Below are 20,148 nucleotides of genomic sequence, written 5' to 3' on the forward strand. Positions count from 1 at the left end.
GAAAGTTCTGATTCAAATAGATTTACACTTGTAACTCCAAAGTCTGAAAATGATGTACGATTACAAGCTACACTTGGCAATCAGAACCCCACGGGCTTGCCCGTGGGAGTAGTCAGATTTTATAATTTTATTATGCAAAAAACTAGATTATTTCTTAAAATTCGTTTAATATAGGTTCGATATAATACTCAAAAAAGAGAGAAGGATGTGGAAATATGAAATATTATTTAGGAATTGATGTAGGATCTACAACTGTAAAACTCTATTTGACAGATGAGAATGATAAATGCTTATTCTCTAAGTACACAAGACATTTCTCAGATGTTAGAAAAACAATCTATGAGTTATTAATTGAAGTAAAGAACCAGATGGGTGATATTGATTTATATCCTGTTATGACTGGTTCAGGAGGTTTATCTCTTGCAGATAAGCTTGGTATTTCTTTTATACAGGAAGTTATTGCGTGTACAAAGACAGTAGAAACATATATTCCACAAACTGATGTTGTTATAGAACTTGGTGGAGAAGATGCCAAGATTACTTATTTTGAAGGACAGCTTGAACAGCGTATGAACGGTACTTGTGCAGGAGGTACTGGGGCATTTATTGACCAGATGGCTACTTTATTAAAGACTGATGCGGCTGGTTTAAATGAATATGCGAAAAACTATAAGACAATCTATCCTATCGCATCACGTTGTGGTGTTTTTGCGAAAACAGATATTCAGCCTTTAATTAATGAAGGTGTATCTAAAGAAGATATTGCGGTATCTATTTTCCAGGCAGTTGTCAACCAGACTATTTCTGGTCTTGCCTGTGGTAAACCTATTAGAGGGAATGTTGCATTCTTAGGTGGTCCACTTTATTTCATGGATCAGTTAAGAGAACGTTTTATTGAAACATTAGGTTTAACTGAAGATGAAATCATCTTCCCACAGAACTCACAGCTATTTGTTGCTATGGGAGCATGTTTAAATGCAAAAGAAAAAGTAGAAAACCCATTAAACATCTCTAAGATTATTGAAGACTTAGAAGGTCTTTCAGACTCCCCTACAGAACTTACAAATGTCTTAGAACCATTATTTAATGATGAAGCAGAATTAAAAGAATTCAGAGAAAGACACTTTACTCATATCACTAAGAAAAGAACACTTAAGAAATATAAAGGTAAAGTATTCTTAGGTATCGATGTTGGTTCTACAACATCTAAGATTATCATGACTGATGATCAGGGTGCTATTTTATACTCTTTCTATAGTTCTAATGAAGGAAATCCATTACAGCTGATCATGAGTCTGATGAAGGAAATCTATCAGATGCTTCCAGAAGGATGTTATATTGCGAAAGCAGGTGTTACTGGTTATGGTGAAGCCCTTATTAAAGCTGCTTTAAAGGTGGATATTGGTGAAGTAGAAACAATTGCTCATTATACTGCTGCAAAAGCCTATGAACCTGATGTAGATTTCATTCTTGATATTGGTGGTCAGGATATGAAGGCTATTACTATTAGAGATAATGTCATTCAGAACATTTCATTAAATGAAGCATGTTCTGCAGGATGTGGTTCATTCTTAGAAACATTCGCAAAATCATTAGGTTATAAGATTGAAGAATTCGCAGAACTTGCATTAAAGTCTAAACACCCTATTGATTTAGGTTCTAGATGTACAGTATTCATGAACTCAAAGGTAAAACAGGCACAAAAAGAAGGTGCTTCTGTAGAAGATATCAGTGCTGGTTTATCTTATTCAGTTATCAAGAATGCATTATATAAAGTTATTAAATTAAGAAGTAAAGAAGATATTGGTAAGCATGTTGTTGTACAGGGAGGTACTTTCTATAACGAAGCTGTACTACGTGCATTTGAAAAAGAAACAGGTATTGAAGTAGTAAGACCTGATATCGCAGGATTAATGGGTGCTTATGGTATGGCTCGTATTGCGATTGAAAATGATGACAATGAACCTTCTACTATTCTTTCATTAGAAGAAATAGAAGCACTTGACTATGATACAAAGATTAGAAACTGTGGTAAGTGTACAAATAACTGTATGTTAACTATTACATCATTCAATGATGGTAGAGAATATATTTCAGGTAATAGATGTGAAAGAGGGGCTAACCTTCCAATGACATCTAAAAAGTTACCTAACCTCTATGATTATAAATATGGTCGTATCTTTGGTTATAAATCACTTTCTAAAGATGATGCAAAAAGAGGAGAAGTGGGTATTCCTAGAGTACTTAATATGTATGAGAACTATCCATTCTGGCATACATTCTTTACTCAGTTAGGCTTTAGAGTTGTCTTATCTGCAAGATCTTCTAAGAAAATCTATGAAAAGGGTATTGAATCTATTCCATCAGAAAATGCCTGTTATCCAGCAAAGATTTCTCATGGACATATTGAAAACCTAATTGAAAGAGGTATTCCTTTTATCTTCTATCCATCAGTAGCATATGAAAGAAAAGAATATGAAGATGCAGGTAATAACTATAACTGTCCAGTTGTTGCTTCTTATCCAGAAGTTATTAGAAACAATGTAGACAGCTTAGAAGAAAAACATGTGAAATATAAGAACCCATTCTTATCTTTAAATAACCCTAAGACATTATTTAAGGTAATGAAGGAATCTTTAGCTGAATATGATATTTCAGATAAGGAAATGCATAATGCGATTGATAAGGCTTATCAGGAATTAGCACGTGCAAGAAAAGATATTGAAGTAAAGGGTCAGGAAGCATTGGAATGGATGCATAAAAACCATAAGAAGGGTATTGTCCTTGCAGGACGTCCTTATCATGTGGATCCAGAAATCAACCATGGTATTGCCAGCTTAATTACAAGTGAAGGTTTCTGTGTATTAACAGAAGATTCTGTATGTAATTTAAATAAAGAAAACTTAGATTTACGTGTAGTAGACCAGTGGACATATCATTCTAGACTCTATCGTGCTGCTGAATTTGTAACAACTCAACCAGATCTTGAACTTATCCAGTTAACATCATTTGGATGTGGATTAGATGCAGTTACAAGTGACCAGGTGGCTGAATTATTACAGGCAAGAGGTAAGATTTATACACTTATTAAGATTGATGAAGCCTCTAACTTAGGACCAATCAGAATCCGTATTAGATCACTTAAAGCAACAGTAAAGAAGAAAGACAATACTGTACACTTAGAAAATAAATATGAATCTGAAAAAGTATCATTCACAGAAGAAATGAAGGATGATAGATGGACTATTTTATGCCCTCAGATGTCTCCTATTCATTTCCAGTTTGTAGAAACTGCAATGAATTCAGAAGGCTATAACTTTGTGGTATTACCTTCTGTAGATAAAGATGCTGTAGATCAGGGATTAAAGTATGTTAATAATGATGCATGTTATCCAAGTATCTTAGTAACAGGTCAGATGATGAATGCCTTGAATTCAGGTAAGTATGATCCTCATAAGGTGGCATTGATCATCTCACAGACAGGTGGAGGATGTCGTGCAACAAACTATATTGCGTTTATTAGAAAAGCATTAAAGGATGCACATATGGATTATGTACCTGTTATTTCAGCAAACTTACAGGGATTAGAATCTAACCCAGGCTTTAAGATCACTTATAAGGTGGCTAAGAAGGTTATTATTGGGGCTATGTATGGTGACTTATTCATGAGAGTCTTATACCGTGTAAGACCTTATGAAAAGGTCAAAGGTTCAGCTAATGAATTATATAAATCATGGGTAGAAAAGTGTAAAGAAAACGTTGAAAATGGTTCTATGAAGGAATTCAAGAAGAACGTTTATCAGATTGTAAAGGAATTTGATGAATTACCACTTCTAGATATTAAGAAACCTAGAGTAGGTCTTGTAGGAGAAATCCTTGTTAAATTCCACCCTACTGCCAATAATGAGATTGTAAAGATTATTGAAGAAGAAGGCGCAGAAGCAGTTATGCCAGATTTAATTGACTTCTTCCAGTATTGTTTCTACAATACTCAATATGAACATGAACATTATGATGCAAGCTGGAAATCAGCTAAGTTATGTAATGTAGCAATTAAACTCGTAGACTTCTTAAGAAAAGATATGATTAAGGCATTAGAAGCATCAAATCGTTTTGATGCACCACATCCTATTGATCAAATTGCGAAGAAAGCAAGTGAAGTTGTTTCTATTGGTAACCAGACAGGTGAAGGATGGTTCTTAACTGGTGAAATGATTGAACTCATTGATGAAGGTGCACCAAATATCGTATGTATGCAGCCATTTGCCTGCTTACCTAACCATGTAACAGGTAAGGGTGTCATTAAGGCATTAAGAAGAAAATATCCACAGTCTAACATCGTTGCGATTGATTATGATCCAGGGGCTAGTGAAACAAACCAGCTTAACCGTATTAAATTGATGTTATCAACAGCATTTAAGAACATGGAATCATCTAAATAGTGGAGGAAGATATGGAAGATGGACATTCCACCCCGCCCTCGCGAGGTAGGGCTATTCTAGGCTTTATAAGATCAAAACTGAATTATAATAAGATTTCTGTATTAAAGAAATTAGCCTGTAAGAATAACCCTGTAATATATAGACGTGTATTACAAGAATTAGGCGACTACAAGTATAAAAAGAAACCTGTGAAGGGTATAACCCTTTCACAGGCTGATTATGATACATGCTGCCTTATACTCACTGTAATGGTTGAGAAAGATTTCGATTATTATTATGATCAGGGAGATGTCAAACGTACAATAGAACGTATGATTGACTTGCTGAGTTAGGAGAATATTGTGAGAAAGATTAAAGAAGTTGTTGTAGTAGAAGGTAAAACAGATACAGCAACACTTAAACAGTTATTTGATGTAGATACAATTGAAACATCTGGATCAGGAATCAACGAAGATATTCTATCTCTCATTAAGACTGCTGCTTCAACACGTGGTGTCATTGTCTTAACAGATCCTGATTATCCTGGTACACAGATTAGAAATAAAGTCATTCAGGCTGTTCCTAATGCAAAGCATGCCTTTGTCGCAAAAAAAGATGCCAAGGGTGTGAAGAAGCTTGGTATTGCGGAAGCAAGACATGATGCAATTATTGAAGCATTAGAAAATGCAGTCACATTTAGTGATGCTAAAGAATCCATTTCATGGGATGAATTTATTGATCTAGATGTATTAGGAAATAAGAAGAGAAGACTACAGGTCTATGATGCCTTTCATTTAGGTTATGGTAATGCGAAAGCATTATTTAAGAGACTGAATATGATGGGTATTACAAAAGAAGAAGTACTTAAAGCATTAAAGAGTCAGTAGACATATCATCTACTGACTCTTTTTTATGTATATTTAATTTCTTCACTACCTACAATATTATGTTTTAAGTTAGTTTTACCATTTTTTGGAAACACATTATTATTCATCTATTTCTTTAAAGATGAAATCAAAAACCTATTATTTTAATAATATATGCTTTTCATCCAGCGCTTCTTTAATACGTTCTAATGTTTCTTCATCAGGTGCTGTAATTGTATGCAAGTGAACACCATCTGTTAATAGAGAAAGAGGTGTGACATCACGATCCTTAACTGCAGACATGAATTTAGACACATCATAACGTGAATATATATGAAGATTTCCTTTGATTTCTCCATAAAGAGGATGTTCTACTATCACATCTTCAACCTTACCACCTAAATCTACAATAGTATTTAATTCTTCTTCTAATTGATCATTATTATGCTTTACTGCAATTGTATAATGATTACTTCTATTTGTTTCTAATATGTATCCCCTAGGGGTTGCAGTGATATCTTCTCCCGATGCTCTAAGTAAAGCCACATCTCCTACAATAATCTGCCTAGAAACACCTAATTCTTTCGCAATTTTACTTGCTGAAACAGGTTTATCACTACTACTTATTATTTCCATTATTCTTGTTTTTCTATCCATATACATCACCTTTTCGACCATTATAGAAGAATTTTTCAGGGAACTCAATGGTCTTTTCTTTACATATCCTATATAATAAATGATATGGAAAATATCGCAAAAAAATCAAATACAGAATTTATATTAAATACATTTAACTTAAAGCCTTCTAAGAAATATGGACAGAACTTCTTAGTAGATCCAGGTATTATTCAAAGTATCGCAGATCATGCTTCGCTGGATAAGGAGACAGCAGTTATTGAAATAGGACCTGGTATAGGCGCTCTTACAGAACAGCTCTCTAATAAAGCTGGTAAAGTATTATGCTTTGAAATAGATGAACGTTTAAAGGAAGTGTTATCATTCTCTTTAGAAGGACATGATAATGTAGAAATCATCTTCCAGGACTTTATGAAAGCTGATTTAGAAGAAGCATGTAATAAACTAAAGGACTATAAGGATATCTGTGTTGTCACAAATCTTCCTTATTACATTACGTCTAAAATCATCACAAAGATTGTGTCTTCTTCTACACCTATTAATCGTTTAGTCGCTATGGTACAAAAGGAAGTCGCACTAAAGCTCTGTTCTGAAGAAAAGAGTCCTTTAAAGATGATGATTGATTATGTAGGAGATGTTCAATATGAATTGAATGTGCCTAGACATGTATTCATGCCAGCACCTCATGTAGATAGTGCTGTTATTTCTATTCATAAAGAACGTGTTATATCACAGGAATTGATTGATCTGATTGAAGCAAGTTATACTGCAAAAAGAAAAACACTCTATAATAACTTAAAGTCTTTATATCATGATCAAACAAAAGAAGTATTAGAATCATGTGGTATTCCTGCCAATAAACGTGCTGAGGAATTAAATATTGATGACTATATAAGAATACTAGAAAGGAGTCATACACTATGAAGATTCGTGCTTATGCGAAAATAAACCTTGCATTAGATGTAGTAAGTGAAAGAGAAGATGGATATCATGAATTAAATATGATTATGGCCCCTATTGGTCTTCATGACTTAATTCTTATTGATCCTATTGAAAAAGGTATAGAAATTACTACAAACACATACCGTGTACCTACTGATGAACGTAATATCATGTATAAGGTGGCTGATGCATTAATCAAGAAGTTTGATATCCAAAGTGGTGTAAGAATCCACTGTTATAAGCATATTCCTTCTCAAGCTGGAATGGGTGGAGGAAGTGCCGATGGTGCAGCTATATTCCGTGCAATGAACAGCTTATTCCATTTACGTATGTCTTATCAGGATATGTGTGAAATGGGTAAAGAGATTGGTGCAGATATTCCATTTTGTGTATGGAATCGTATTGCGGTTGTAGGTGGTATTGGTGAAAATCTACATTTTATTGATCGTTCACGTTTTAATTGTCATTTATTGATTGTAAAACCTAAGAAAGGTGTTTCTACAAAGAAATGTTTTGATGATTTAGATATCGAAACAGCTGTTCATCCAGATATTGATTTAATGAAGCATGCAATTGAAAAGAATGATTATCAGGGTGTTGTAGATTGTTTAGGTAATACTTTAGAAGCTCCTTCTATTAAGATGGTACAGGATATCCAGTCTATTAAGGATGATATGATGAACTTTGGTTTTGATGGTGCTCTTATGTCAGGTAGTGGTTCATCTGTTTTTGGTATGACTCAAGATCCTGAATTAATTGATAAAGTGCTTCCATATTTTAAAAAGAAATATAGTTTTGCAGTAAAAACACAGATTTACTATCCAGAGAAAAGGAAAAAGGGATAACTTACGCCTTTTCTCTTTTATTTTGAATTGAATTTTGCTAGAATGTAGGGGAAAAAAAGGAGATATGTCGATGAAAGTTTATGCAGTTGTCTTAGCAGCGGGTAAAGGTACTCGTATGAAATCAGATGCACCTAAGGTTGTTCATGAAGTTTTATATAAACCAATGATCAATCATGTGGTGGATGAATTAAAGAAGTTAGATATCGCAGAAACAGTCGTTGTTGTTGGACATGGGGCTGACCAGGTCAAGGCTTTGTTAGATAACGACGTCACTACTGTCTTACAGGAAGAGCAGAAAGGCTCTGGACATGCTGTCATGATGGCAGAAAGTGTTCTAGGAGATAAAGAAGGTATGACTCTTGTATTAAATGGAGATGCACCTTTAATTACTGCGGAAACATTACAGGGACTTATTGATTATCATATGAATGGTAAAAATAGTGGTACTGTAATGACATGTGATTGTGACTTGTCACTTCCATTTGGTCGTATTATTAAGGAAGATGGACAGGTAACTGGAATTGTAGAATTCAAAGATTTACAGGAATCTCAGATGGATATCACTGAGATGAATGTAGGTGAATATTGTTTTGATAACAAGTCAATGTTTGAAGCTTTAAAGAAAGTAACAAACAACAATGCTCAGGGTGAGTATTATATTACAGATTTAATTGGAATCATGAATGAAGAAGGCAAGAAGGTTGATGGCTATAAGATTCAGGATTTCAGTGAAGTAGGTGGCATTAATGACCGTGTTCAGCTTGCTGAAGCAACTAAGTTACTTCAGAAGAGAGTAAATAAGAACTGGTTATTAAATGGTGTAACTATTGTAGATACTGATAACACATATATTGGTACTGATGTTGTAATCGGTAAGGATACAATCATTGAACCAGGTTGTATTATTAAGGGACATACTACTATAGGAGCACATTGTCATATTGGTCCTTATTGTGAATTTACAGATGTAGATATTAAGGATAATGTGGAAATCAAGTTCTCAGTATTAAGCGATTCTGTTGTAGAAAGCGGTACTGATATTGGTCCTTATGCAAGACTAAGAACTAATTGTCATATTAGAGAGAATGTACACATTGGTAACTTTGTGGAAATGAAGAAAGCTGATTTTGGTAAGGGAAGCAAGTCTGCTCATCTTACTTATATCGGTGATGCTAAAGTAGGCGATGGCGTTAATATTGGTTGTGGTACTATCACAAGCAATTATGACGGTAAGAATAAGTCAATGACTGTTATTGGAAACAATGCATTTATTGGATGTAATTCAAATTTAGTTGCACCAGTGACTGTTGGTGAAGGCGCATTTGTTGCGGCTGGATCTACTGTAACAGAAACTGTAGAAGATGGCGCAATGTCTATCGCACGTGCTAGACAGGTGAACAAACCTGGTTATGCAAAGGTTTTAGAAGAAAAACGTATGAAGATTTATAACGAAAGAAACAAGAAATAAAAAAAGGGGACACATATGAAAAACAAAATTACAGTATTTTCTTTATCTTCAAGCAAGAAATTAGCTCAGGATATCGCAAGCATTTTAGGTACTAAGGTTGGAGACTGCAAAGTTCATCACTTCGCAGATGGTGAAATCTTATGTGAAATCGGTGAATCTGTTCGTGGTAAGGACGTATTCATTGTTCAGTCTACTTCTAATCCAGTAACTGAAAACTTAATGGAAATCTTAGTATTAACTGATGCTTTAAAACGTGCTTCTGCTCGTGAAATTACTGCTGTTATTCCATATTTCGGATATGCTAGACAGGATCGTAAAGCTAAACCTAGACAGCCAATCACTTCTAAGTTAGTTGCAGACTTATTAACTACAGCTGGTGTTAACCGTGTTGTAACTGTTGACTTACATGCAGCTCAGATTCAGGGATTCTTTGATATTCCAGTAGATGAAATGCAGGCTTTACCACTATTAATCAAATACTTCCGTAAAAAGAAGGTTCAGGATTTATGTGTTGTATCTCCTGACCACGGAGGAGCTACTAGAGCTCGTAAGATGTCTGAAGCATTTGACTGCCCTATCGCTATCATCGATAAGAGAAGACCTAAACCAAACGTTGCTGAAGTTATGGGTATCATCGGTAATGTTGAAGGTAAGAACTGTATCTTAATTGACGATATGATCGATACAGCTGGTACTATTACAGCTGGTGTTGATATGTTAAAACAGAAAGGTGCTAAGGATGTATATATTGCATGTACTCATGGTGTACTTTCTGGACCTGCTGTTGAAAGATTATCTACTTGTGCGGCAAAAGAAGTTGTTATTACTAACACTATCGAAATCCCACAGGATAAGAAATTTGATAAACTTGTTTCTGTATCTGTTGCAGGATTACTTGCACATACAATTGAAAACATCGAAAACGATTTACCAGTTAGTGACGTATTCACTCAGTATGATTGTTAATGTAGAGGACTCATTACGAGTCCTTTTTTAGACTAAATATATGAAGTGAAATAAGTAAACTGCTCCTGTGGTTTCTATGCAGTAACTACTTGACTATGAAGTGGTTAAGTGTTAGACTTCAAATGAATTCAGAAATCAAAATACATCAAACGAAAAGGTAAGGATTGGCATATCATTATCTTTTCTAATTTTTAGAGTGGTTTAGCACTAGGCTAGTTATCGTTTGAAAAATTCGTCTAACCATTTGCAGATGGAAATGTACCATTGAGATACCAACAACAAATAGCGGCATAACAGCAGCAAACAACTTCATATCACATAAATACAGTTAAATAACATATAGAATTAGGAATACTTGAAAAACGGTATTCCTTTTTTATTTCCAGACGTTCAGAAATGAGCGTCTATTTTTTTACCCAAATGAAAGGAGAATCAAAAAATGAATAAGATATTGAAACGATTGCTTACAGGTGTTCTTACTCTCGCAACCGTCTTTACTGCTCTACCCACAACTGCTGTCCATGCTGCGGAAACACAATACTGGACAGAATCGGAGGAACGTGTCGGCATTGTTGAGAAAGTAATGAATGATGGTTCTATCGGCTCTACATTTAATGAGGGGCATATGACCGTTGAGGGTGAGGACGCTTATTGTATCGACATCAACACAGGCTTTAAGAATGGATATAAGACCAGAAGTGACGCAAGTACACGCATGACTGCCTACCAGATAGAGGACGTTGCTTTATCTCTTGAATACGTCAAACAGTATACGAAAAGCCATACAGGATTGAGCAGCCAGCACGCCTACCTTTTAAGACAGCTTGTAGTCTGGCAGAGATTGAGCGTCCATCTTGGGTGGAGCTGTGACAATGTACGAGCTTCCTATGATGAAATCTCAAAATCCGTGCAAGATGAAGTATTCGCCGGAGCGAAAGCCTTTGTAAGAGAAAATAAAGGACGCTATGACTGTTACGGTTATATCTACACTGGTGAGGGGCAGGATTTAGGACAGTTCTTCGCAGAGCTGGCTGTCGGCAATGGCAAGATTCAGAAATCTTCCAGTAATACCACAGTCACAAACGGGAATGACTGCTATTCTCTCTCTGGTGCGACTTATGGTGTCTATTTTGATAAAGGCTGCACGAAATCTGTTGCCACACTTACGACAAATGCCAATGGTAATACGGACACTGTGGAATTAAGAGCTGCGACATACTATGTGAAAGAAACGAAAGCTCCAAAGGGATTCCAGTTAGATAAGAACGTCTATACTATGACGATCAAGGTTAATGAAACTACGACTTTAAAAGTCAGCGACAAACCAAAAGTCACTGACACTTTGGTTGAGCTTTTCAAGATTGATATGGAAATTTCCAAAGCTACGCCACAGGGTAACGCTTCTTTAGAGGGTGCGGAGTTCGTCTGGAAGTATTATGACGGTTACTATACAAAAGACAATCTTCCATCAGAACCAACACGCACATGGACGACAAAGACAATCGCTGAAAAAGACAGCAACAATGAAGTCCATTACATCACAAGATTAGCCGATTCCTACAAGGTATTGGGTGACAGCTTCTATACACAGAATGGTACTATCTGCTTGCCGCTTGGTACTATCACTGTAGAAGAAAAGACAGCTCCAAACGGTTACTTATTGGAGGGTGCTTATATGCAGGCTGCCGGAAGTTCTGAACAGATAAAAGGTGTCTATGTGGCACAGATTACAGAAGATGGTGAGCTTGCAGCGTTAAGCGGCAGCAACCAGTATTCCGTATTAGACAAGGTTATCCGTGGCGGTGTCAAAATCCAGAAACGTGACCTTGAAACCAAAGATACAAAAGCACAAGGCGGTGCGACTTTGAAAGATACTGCCTTTGAAATCATTTCCTTAAATGATAACGCTGTCTTGGTAGATGGCAAGTTATACAACAAGAATGAAGTCGTCAAAACAATCCATACTGGCGTTGACGGTATCGCTACAACTGCCGCCGATACATTACCATACGGAAAATACCGTATTGAGGAAAGCAACGCCCCAGAGGGATATTTGACGGACGGTGCAAAACCGATTGAATTTGAAATCACAGAAGATGGAAAAATCGTGGATTTAACAGATGAAGCACATTCCATCTACAACCAGATTAAGCGTGGAGATATTGAGGGTGTAAAAATCGGTGCTGGCACTCACAAGCGACTTGCGAATGTTCCCTTTAGGATCACAAGCAAGACGACTGGTGAGAGCCATATCATTGTGACAGACGCAAACGGTCAGTTTTCCACTTCCTCTGATTGGGTATCTCATAAGCAGAATACCAACGCCGGAAAGACCAGTGAGGACGGTATCTGGTTCGGTACTTCCATACCAGACGACAGCAAAGGTGCATTGCTCTATGATACTTACACAATCGAAGAATTACGCTGCGATTCCAACAAGGGAATGACGCTAATTCCGGCATTTGATGTAGTGGTGTCAAGAAATAAAGTAGTCGTGGATTTAGGTACGCTTACAGATGAATACGAGCCAGAAATCACTATCCATACGACTGCCACAGATAAGGTGACAGGTGAAAAATCAATCGTTGCTGGAAAGAACGTGACTATCGTTGATACTGTGACTTTAGATGGTTTGACAAAAGGCACAAAATATCAGTTGAAAGGCTGGCAAATGGTGAAATCTGAAAACGCACAGCTTTTGATTGACGGTAAACCTGTGGAAAGTAATTACACATTCACTGCGAAAAAATCAGAAATGGAAGTTGAGGTTTCCTATACGTTCAATGCTTCTGCTCTTGGAGGAAAAGACCTTGTGACATTCGAGGAATTGTACAACTTATCCAATCCAGACGAGCCTATCAAAGTGGCAGAACACAAGGACATTGAGGATGAGGGGCAGACCGTGACTATCGAAGAACGAGTGATTGAAATTCATACCAACGCTGTCGACAAAGCCACAGGTGAAAAGATGATTGTTGCTGGTAAAGAGGTAACTGTCATTGATACGGTCACTTTAGATGGCTTGGAAAAAGGTACAACCTATCAGCTCAAAGGCTGGCAGATGGTGAAGTCTGAAAACGCACAGCTTTTGATTGGCGGTGAACCTGTAGAAAGTGACTATACCTTTACTGCAAAAGATTCTAGCATGGAAGTCCAGATTGCCTTTACATTCAATGCCAGTGAGCTTGCAGGAAAAGACCTAGTAACATTCGAGGAATTATACGATTTATCCAATCCAGACGAGCCTACAAAGGTGGCAGAACACAAGGACATTGAGGACGAAGGGCAAACAGTGACGATTACGGAACGTATCATAACTATGCACACAATCGCTACCGATAAGGCAACAGGTGAAAAGACGATTGAAGTAGACGACAAAGTAACTATCGTTGATACGGTCACTTTAGACGGTTTGGAAAAAGGCGTGAAATACACTCTTAAAGGTTGGGAAATGGTGAAGTCTGAAAATGCAGAACTTCTAGTGAATGGTAAGCGTGTAGAAAATGACCTTACCTTTACTGCCGAGGATTCTAAAATGGAGGTTCAGATTGAATTTATATTCAATGCTTCGGAGCTTGGCGGCAAAGAGCTTGTGACCTTTGAAGAATTATATGACGTAACCAATCCAGACAATCCTATCAAAGTAGCTGAACATAAGGACATCAAGGACGAGGGGCAGACGGTAACTATCAAAGAGAAGCCAGAATCCCCTACGACACCAGAAGAACCTAGCACACCAACAAAGACAAGCGATTCACCAAAAACAGGTGATAATACGCCATTTGTCGCATTATTCGCTATGATGGGAATTTCTGCTGCTGGTCTTATCTTTGCCGGATATAAGAGATTCCGCAGAGTAAAGAAATCTGACTGATACGGGAGGTAACAGCTTATGAAAGCAACAACCCGTTCACCGCCTATGATGGAAACGTCAGTCTGTGGCTGACATTATATCTAACTTCTGCTTGATTACGATTTATCTTTCTGAATGGGGATTGTCAAGGGTGCTTTCAGCACAACGCTTGCCCTTGATAATTCACAGGCAGACAGATATTATCCCGATAGCAGAATGACACTATATAACAAATCAATCAAAATCAAAAAGAAAAGAGGTAAACAATTTATGGAATTAAAACACGTTATCCCAAACATGGAAAAGACATTCGGGAACTTAGAGTTTGCAGGTGAGAATAAGGTGGAACAGCGTAGGATTAACGGACGTATGACGGTTGTTTCCCGCAGCTTCAACCTTTATTCGGACGTACAGAGGGCAGATGATATTATCGTGGTGCTGCCTGCTTCTGCTGGTGAGAAGAATTTTGAATCAGAGGAAAAAGTAAAACTTATCAATCCCAAAATCACCGCAGAGGGTTACAAAATCGGTACAAGAGGATTCACAAACTATATCTTATCGGCTGACGATATGGTGAAAGCATAAGGAGGTAGAAACATTATGAGATTAGCAAACGGAATCATCATTGACAAGGAAAAGACTTTCGGAGTATTGAAATTCTCCGCATTAAGACGAGAGGTACATATCCAGAATGAGGACGGTACGGTTTCTGAAGAAATCAAGGAACGTACCTACGATTTGAAGTGTAAGGAGCAAGGACGCATGATACAGGTGAGTATTCCGGCTTCTGTTCCGTTAAAGGAATTTGACTACAATACAGAGGTGGAAATCATCAATCCTGTAGCTGATACGGTGGCAACCGCTACATTTCAAGGTGCAGACGTTGACTGGTATATCAAGGCAGATGATATTGTCTTGAAGAATAAGAACGGTCAGCCAGCCGGAAATAACCATGCTCCCAACAATCCGCAGCAGCCACAGCATAAAAAATAAAGAAAGGATTTAGCCTATGCTACGATTCAATAAACGTGGGAATCGAATCAGAGCCAGTGACAAATCACTGGTTTTTCGTTTCTCGGCTGGTTCACTGCTCCTGCTGTTCCTTACTGTGGTTATGCTGCTGAACCTAAAAACAATCATCACTACGGACTGGAAAGTAATCTCGCTTTTTCAAAATAGCAGTGTCCATCTGACGGTCACACCATATAGGATAATGACTATCGTTTTGGCAGCTTTGGTCTGTGTACTGGCTACCCTTTTCTATCGCAGATTCCAGTATGACAGAGTGAAACAGCTCTTTCACCGTCAAAAGCTGGCTCGTATGCTGTTGGAAAATGGCTGGTATGAATCGGAATCCACACAGGATAGCGGATTCTTCAAGGACTTGCCAGTTACTACTAAAAAAGAGAAAATCACCTATTTTCCAAAACTGTATTACCATATGGAGCATGGACTTTTATATATCCGTACGGAAATTACATTAGGGAAATATCAAGACCAGCTTTTACACTTGGAAAAGAAGCTGGAAACAGGCTTATACTGTGAGCTGGTTTCCAAAGAATTTAAAGACAGCTATGTGGAATATGTGCTGCTCTATGATACGATTGCGAACAGAATCACTATCAATGAGGTACAGGCTGAACATAGCAGCTTGCGTCTGATGAAAAATGTCTGGTGGGAGTATGACAAGCTCCCACATATGCTAATTGCTGGCGGCACTGGTGGTGGTAAAACCTACTTTATCCTTACTATCATTGAAGCTCTGCTCCGCAGCAATGCGGTCATCTATATTTTAGACCCAAAGAACGCCGACCTTGCGGATTTGTCCGTTGTCATGTCGGAAGTCTGGTACAAGAAAGACGATATAACCGCCTGTATTGACAGGTTCTATGACGGTATGATGGCAAGAAGTGAAGCAATGAAGCTCATGGAGAATTACAGGACAGGTGAAAACTATGCCTATTTAGGACTATCGCCCCACTTCCTTATCTTTGATGAATATGTGGCGTTCATGGAAATGCTCACCACAAAGGAAAATGCTGCTGTCCTTAACAAGCTGAAACAGATAGTCATGCTCGGACGACAGGCAGGATATTTTCTCATTCTCGCCTGTCAGCGTCCAGACGCAAAGTATCTCGGTGATGGAATCCGTGACCAGTTCAATTTCCGTGTGGCTCTTGGGCGTATGTCGGAGCTTGGATACAGTATGATGTTCGGTGAAGTAGACAAGGACTTTTTCTTGAAGCAGATTAAGGGGCGTGGCTATGTTGATACGGGAAACAGTGTCATATCCGAGTTTTACACTCCCCTTGTACCCAAAGGACATGACTTTTTAAAAGAGATAGGAAGATTGTCACAAAACAGGCAGGACGGACAGGCGGCGTGCGGAGCGAAAGACGCAGGTACGGACTAGCCTGTGTTGGGGTGGCGTAAGCCGCCCCAACCATCTGCCCCCGTTATCTAACAGGGGGGCACAAATTATCTGGAAACAGTCAATTACATATCAAAAAGTCCTTGAAAACAGAGGACTTTTCAAACATTCAAAGGAGTGTGACAAAATCGGTAACTGTCACATTCCTTTTTCGATTGGAGGGATTGAAACTGAATGATACCGATTGGATAAACAATTTTAAGGAAAAACGGACGCAGTACGGCGTTTCCCAGAATCGTCTTGCGGTCATGGCTGGTATCAGTCGTGAGTATGTCAGCAGGATTGAATCTGGAAAAGTAGCCTTGACAGAAGAAATCAAGGGGAAATTCACGGACGCTCTGGAAAAGCTGAATCCAGAGAATCCGTTGGAAATGGTCTTGGATTACGTCAGAATCCGATTCCCCACACAGGACGTTCGGCACGTTGTTGAAGATATTCTGCAATTAAAGCTGGATGTAATGATACATGAGGACTACGGATTCTACTCCTATGCGGAATATTATGTGCTTGGTGATGTGTTCGTGCTGACATCACCCGATAAAGAGAAAGGCACACTGCTGGAGCTGAAAGGCAAAGGCTGTCGGCAGATGGAAAGTTATCTGCTGGCACAGCATAGGAGCTGGTATGACTTTCTCATGGACGCTCTGGTGGAAGGAGGTGTGATGAAACGTCTTGACCTTGCCATCAACGATATGGCAGGAATCTTGGATATTCCAGAGCTGACAGAGAAATGCAACCGTGAAGAATGTATTTCCGTATTCCGCAGCTTCAAGAGTTACCGCAGCGGTGAGCTGGTGAGAAGCAATGAACAGGACAGATACGGAATGGGAAATACGCTTTATATCGGTTCGCTCAAATCAGAGGTTTATTTCTGTATCTATGAAAAGGACTATGAGCAGTATGTGAAATACGATATACCCATTGAAGATACGAAAATCAAGAACCGTTTTGAAATCCGGCTGAAAAATGAGCGAGCCTATTATGCGGTGCGTGACCTGCTGACCTACCATGACGCAGAGCGTACCGCTTTTGACATTATCAACCGTTATATGCGGTTCGCTGACAAGGAGGTGGAGAAAAGACGCAGCGAATGGCAGACCAATGAGAAATGGGCGTACTTTATCGGCTCTGATCGTGGGCGTTTGAAACTGACGACCAAACCAGAGCCTTATACGCTCACTCGGACGCTCAACTGGATAAGCAGACAGGTAGCTCCCACTTGGAAAGTCTTACAGAAGATTGACAGTACCAACGGTACGACTTATCTCAAAGACATTTTAGACCATGCGAAGCTCACGGAGCGTCACAAAAAGCTGATTGAACAGCAGACAACTTCCACAGAGGAAATGATTACAGAAACGGAGGAATGACAACATGAAGCATATCTTATTTGATTTATTCCTGTTCTCACTTGGAGCAGCTGCAGAAAGAGAAATTGAAATGATGGAAAGGAGCAGAAAATAATGAATTTCGGACAGAACTTATACAACTGGTTTTTATCTAACGCACAGAGTTTGGTACTCATGGCGATTGCGGTTATCGGCGTATATCTCGGATTCAAGCGTGAGTTTTCTAAACTGATTGGATTCTTGGTGATTGCCTTAATCGCTGTCGGCTTGGTATTCAATGCTTCTGGCGTAAAAGACGTACTGTTGCAGTTATTCAATAAGATTATCGGGGCGTAAATTGTATTTATTGTGTAAAAGTAGTATAATTTAAGCAGAATTTGAAAGGAGTGTTTTGTGTGAAAGAAAGTACAAAAGCCTATTTAGTAGATATTTATAACAGTATTCCTAAAAAAACAAAGGCTACTTGCTTAAAATTTTACTATCAATATCACAATGTTAATGTCAATGTATATTTTGACGCATTTGATAATCAAAGTGTAGTATTGAGCATTGTTCTTTCCGCTAAAAAGAAATATTATTATACGCCTTTAAATATTTTGAATACTGGTATGATAACAGAGTATTTGAGTGAAATTCCTCCTCAAATACTTGAAAAGATTTTAGTTGACAATCATTTAGATGATTTCTATGAAAATATGGAAAAACATCTTTTAGAGGACAAACCACATTTTAATTACTATAATGAGGACACATACTTTGTCAACACTATAAAATATGCTAAAAGTAAATTGGATTTACCTTTCTGGTGGTATCTTCGTAAAGTACCTATGTCGGATGATACTCTATATAAATTAAATGCTAGAGCAGATATTACATTTGATATATTAAGAAAAATACAGCAAGAAGGATATACTTTAGTCAGAACACCAGACCCAGAAAAGCGAAAAGAACTTACTTTAATTTTGAAACAAATAGGAATCAAATTATCATAGACAAAGAGCAGTTAATTCTTTTGAGTTAGCTGCTTTTTCTATGCAAATTTTAAGATTGGAGGACAACATGAAAACAGATATATTTGAGGATATGAAAGAGCGTGTCGGCTGTGAAAATATTTCCGACCTTCCCTACCGCAAACGTATGGTGTGGGAAATCATCAAGCAGCACTCACCACTTGATTATCCAAAAGAACAGTTAGAAAAGTTTTCTCATTATGTATTCGGTGTAGATTATGCTGTTATAATGGGAATACTGGATATGATGAAAGGAAGTGACAGACCATGCAGGAAATGCGAATCTACCTGTTAAACAATACAAAACCGTATCGTGAGGGTGACGATGAATATTCCGGTGCTTGGTTCAACTGCCCTGTGGACTTTGAGGAAGTCCGAGAAAAAATCGGCGTGGAACATGAAGAACAGATTGAGATTGCAGACTATGAGCTGCCCTTTGACTTACACAGTGATATGCCACTCTGGGAAATCAACGCCAACTGCCGCATGGTGCTGGAATTGGAGGGTACGCCTATCGGCAATGAAATGAAAGCCATTCAGCAGAAATGGTTTTCCAGCTTCGAGGAATTTATCGACCACAAGGACGAGATACGCTACTATGATGTGGGTGACGGTGCAGCTCTGGCAGAATACCTTATCCGTGAAGAATATGTTTTTGGTGAGATTCCTCACGAACTGTTGAAACATATCGACTATCACTCCTATGGTAGTGAGCTGGAAATGGACGACAGATACTTATTTACCACAAGCGGCGTATTCCGCTATCAGTAAAGGGGTGATGTGGTATCGAAGAAATGCGAATCTATATCGCCAATCTTGGGAAATACAACGAGGGTGAGCTTGTGGGTGCGTGGTTTACGCCGCCCGTTGATTATGACGAGATGGCAGAACGTATCGGCTTGAATGACAGATACGAAGAATACGCAATCCATGATTATGAGCTACCCTTTGAGATTGACGAGTACACACCCATTGAGGAAGTCAACCGCCTGTGTGAAATGGTGGAGGACTTGCCAGAGGACATACAGGACGAATTATCGGAACTGCTAGGCTATTACAGCAGCTTGGAAGATTTGTGCGAACATGCAGACGATATTATCCATTATCCCGATTGTGACGATATGACAGACGTTGCCTATTACTTCATAGATGAATGTCAAAGTCTGGGTGAGATACCAGACAGAATCCGCAGTTACATAGACTATGAAGCCTACGGGCGTGACCTTGATTTAGAGGGGTGTTTTGTCGTCACCAATCATGGCGTGTTTGAATGTCCGTATTAACAATTACAACTGAATATTTTTATCTGCCAGTGAAATGACACTGGTTATTTTTTTGCAGCAGCCTTGAAACATAGGCTG

At 38.2% G+C, this 20,148-nt stretch carries 18 protein-coding genes; 17 read left to right on the forward strand and 1 reads right to left on the reverse strand.

Annotated elements, in window-relative coordinates; all coding sequences use genetic code 11:
• Positions 1-215: 215 nt before the first annotated feature.
• From H8909_RS08345 to rnmV, 3 genes are read left to right on the forward strand one after another with little or no spacing between them, the layout of a single operon-like run.
• The gene (locus tag H8909_RS08345; RefSeq protein ID WP_187012502.1) at positions 216-4,442 is read left to right on the forward strand and encodes a 2-hydroxyacyl-CoA dehydratase; all 4,227 of its coding nucleotides are present in this window, start codon (positions 216-218) and stop codon (positions 4,440-4,442) included.
• Positions 4,443-4,453: 11 nt separating this feature from the next.
• Positions 4,454-4,774, forward strand: coding sequence for a hypothetical protein (locus tag H8909_RS08350; RefSeq protein ID WP_022424598.1), 321 nt, complete (start codon positions 4,454-4,456; stop codon positions 4,772-4,774).
• Positions 4,775-4,783: 9 nt separating this feature from the next.
• Positions 4,784-5,308, forward strand: a complete 525-nt coding sequence (gene rnmV / locus H8909_RS08355; RefSeq protein WP_187012503.1) for a ribonuclease M5 — start codon at positions 4,784-4,786, stop codon at positions 5,306-5,308.
• Between the two features lie 138 nt (positions 5,309-5,446).
• Here rnmV and H8909_RS08360 read toward each other — a convergent pair whose 3' ends face one another.
• Positions 5,447-5,944: a transcription repressor NadR gene (locus tag H8909_RS08360; protein ID WP_238928253.1), complete on the reverse strand. Its 498-nt coding sequence runs from the start codon at positions 5,942-5,944 to the stop codon at positions 5,447-5,449.
• 84 nt (positions 5,945-6,028) lie between these two features.
• Here H8909_RS08360 and rsmA point away from each other — a divergent pair, with 84 nt between their 5' ends.
• From rsmA to H8909_RS08430, 14 genes are all read left to right on the forward strand, one after another.
• Positions 6,029-6,847: a 16S rRNA (adenine(1518)-N(6)/adenine(1519)-N(6))-dimethyltransferase RsmA gene (gene rsmA, locus H8909_RS08365; protein WP_187012505.1), complete on the forward strand. Its 819-nt coding sequence runs from the start codon at positions 6,029-6,031 to the stop codon at positions 6,845-6,847.
• Positions 6,844-7,710 (forward strand): 4-(cytidine 5'-diphospho)-2-C-methyl-D-erythritol kinase, encoded by an 867-nt coding sequence (ispE, locus tag H8909_RS08370; protein ID WP_187012506.1) that lies wholly within the window; start codon positions 6,844-6,846, stop codon positions 7,708-7,710. The genes rsmA and ispE overlap by 4 nt, the downstream gene beginning before the upstream one ends.
• Positions 7,711-7,780: 70 nt before the next feature.
• Positions 7,781-9,178, forward strand: a complete 1,398-nt coding sequence (gene glmU / locus H8909_RS08375; RefSeq protein WP_281492908.1) for a bifunctional UDP-N-acetylglucosamine diphosphorylase/glucosamine-1-phosphate N-acetyltransferase GlmU — start codon at positions 7,781-7,783, stop codon at positions 9,176-9,178.
• 15 nt (positions 9,179-9,193) lie between these two features.
• A complete protein-coding gene (locus tag H8909_RS08380) occupies positions 9,194-10,144 on the forward strand; it encodes a ribose-phosphate diphosphokinase (RefSeq protein ID WP_006504477.1) in 951 nt (316 codons plus the stop codon).
• A gap of 439 nt (positions 10,145-10,583) precedes the next feature.
• Complete coding sequence (locus H8909_RS08385; protein WP_187012508.1) at positions 10,584-14,018, forward strand: VaFE repeat-containing surface-anchored protein; 3,435 nt, start codon at positions 10,584-10,586, stop codon at positions 14,016-14,018.
• A 249-nt stretch (positions 14,019-14,267) separates the two neighbouring features.
• Complete coding sequence (locus tag H8909_RS08390; RefSeq protein ID WP_005363246.1) at positions 14,268-14,582, forward strand: YdcP family protein; 315 nt, start codon at positions 14,268-14,270, stop codon at positions 14,580-14,582.
• A gap of 15 nt (positions 14,583-14,597) precedes the next feature.
• Complete coding sequence (locus H8909_RS08395) at positions 14,598-14,990, forward strand: YdcP family protein (protein ID WP_009203304.1); 393 nt, start codon at positions 14,598-14,600, stop codon at positions 14,988-14,990.
• 16 nt (positions 14,991-15,006) lie between these two features.
• Positions 15,007-16,410, forward strand: coding sequence for a helicase HerA domain-containing protein (locus tag H8909_RS08400; protein WP_187012509.1), 1,404 nt, complete (start codon positions 15,007-15,009; stop codon positions 16,408-16,410).
• A 182-nt stretch (positions 16,411-16,592) separates the two neighbouring features.
• The gene (mobT, locus tag H8909_RS08405) at positions 16,593-17,798 is read left to right on the forward strand and encodes a MobT family relaxase (RefSeq protein ID WP_439647246.1); all 1,206 of its coding nucleotides are present in this window, start codon (positions 16,593-16,595) and stop codon (positions 17,796-17,798) included.
• 93 nt (positions 17,799-17,891) lie between these two features.
• Positions 17,892-18,113, forward strand: a complete 222-nt coding sequence (locus tag H8909_RS08410) for a hypothetical protein (protein ID WP_008393067.1) — start codon at positions 17,892-17,894, stop codon at positions 18,111-18,113.
• 59 nt (positions 18,114-18,172) lie between these two features.
• Positions 18,173-18,769 (forward strand): hypothetical protein, encoded by a 597-nt coding sequence (locus tag H8909_RS08415; protein ID WP_005335616.1) that lies wholly within the window; start codon positions 18,173-18,175, stop codon positions 18,767-18,769.
• Positions 18,770-18,836: 67 nt separating this feature from the next.
• Positions 18,837-19,082 (forward strand): hypothetical protein, encoded by a 246-nt coding sequence (locus H8909_RS08420; protein WP_015530244.1) that lies wholly within the window; start codon positions 18,837-18,839, stop codon positions 19,080-19,082.
• Complete coding sequence (locus H8909_RS08425) at positions 19,055-19,558, forward strand: antirestriction protein ArdA (protein WP_238928254.1); 504 nt, start codon at positions 19,055-19,057, stop codon at positions 19,556-19,558. Before H8909_RS08420 ends, H8909_RS08425 begins: the two co-directional genes overlap by 28 nt.
• A gap of 23 nt (positions 19,559-19,581) precedes the next feature.
• Positions 19,582-20,070 (forward strand): antirestriction protein ArdA, encoded by a 489-nt coding sequence (locus H8909_RS08430; RefSeq protein ID WP_118207718.1) that lies wholly within the window; start codon positions 19,582-19,584, stop codon positions 20,068-20,070.
• The last annotated feature ends 78 nt before the right edge of the window (positions 20,071-20,148 follow it).

This window comes from Catenibacterium faecis (assembly GCF_014306455.1).
Classification (GTDB): Bacteria; Bacillota_I; Bacilli_A; order Erysipelotrichales; family Coprobacillaceae; genus Catenibacterium; species Catenibacterium mitsuoka_A.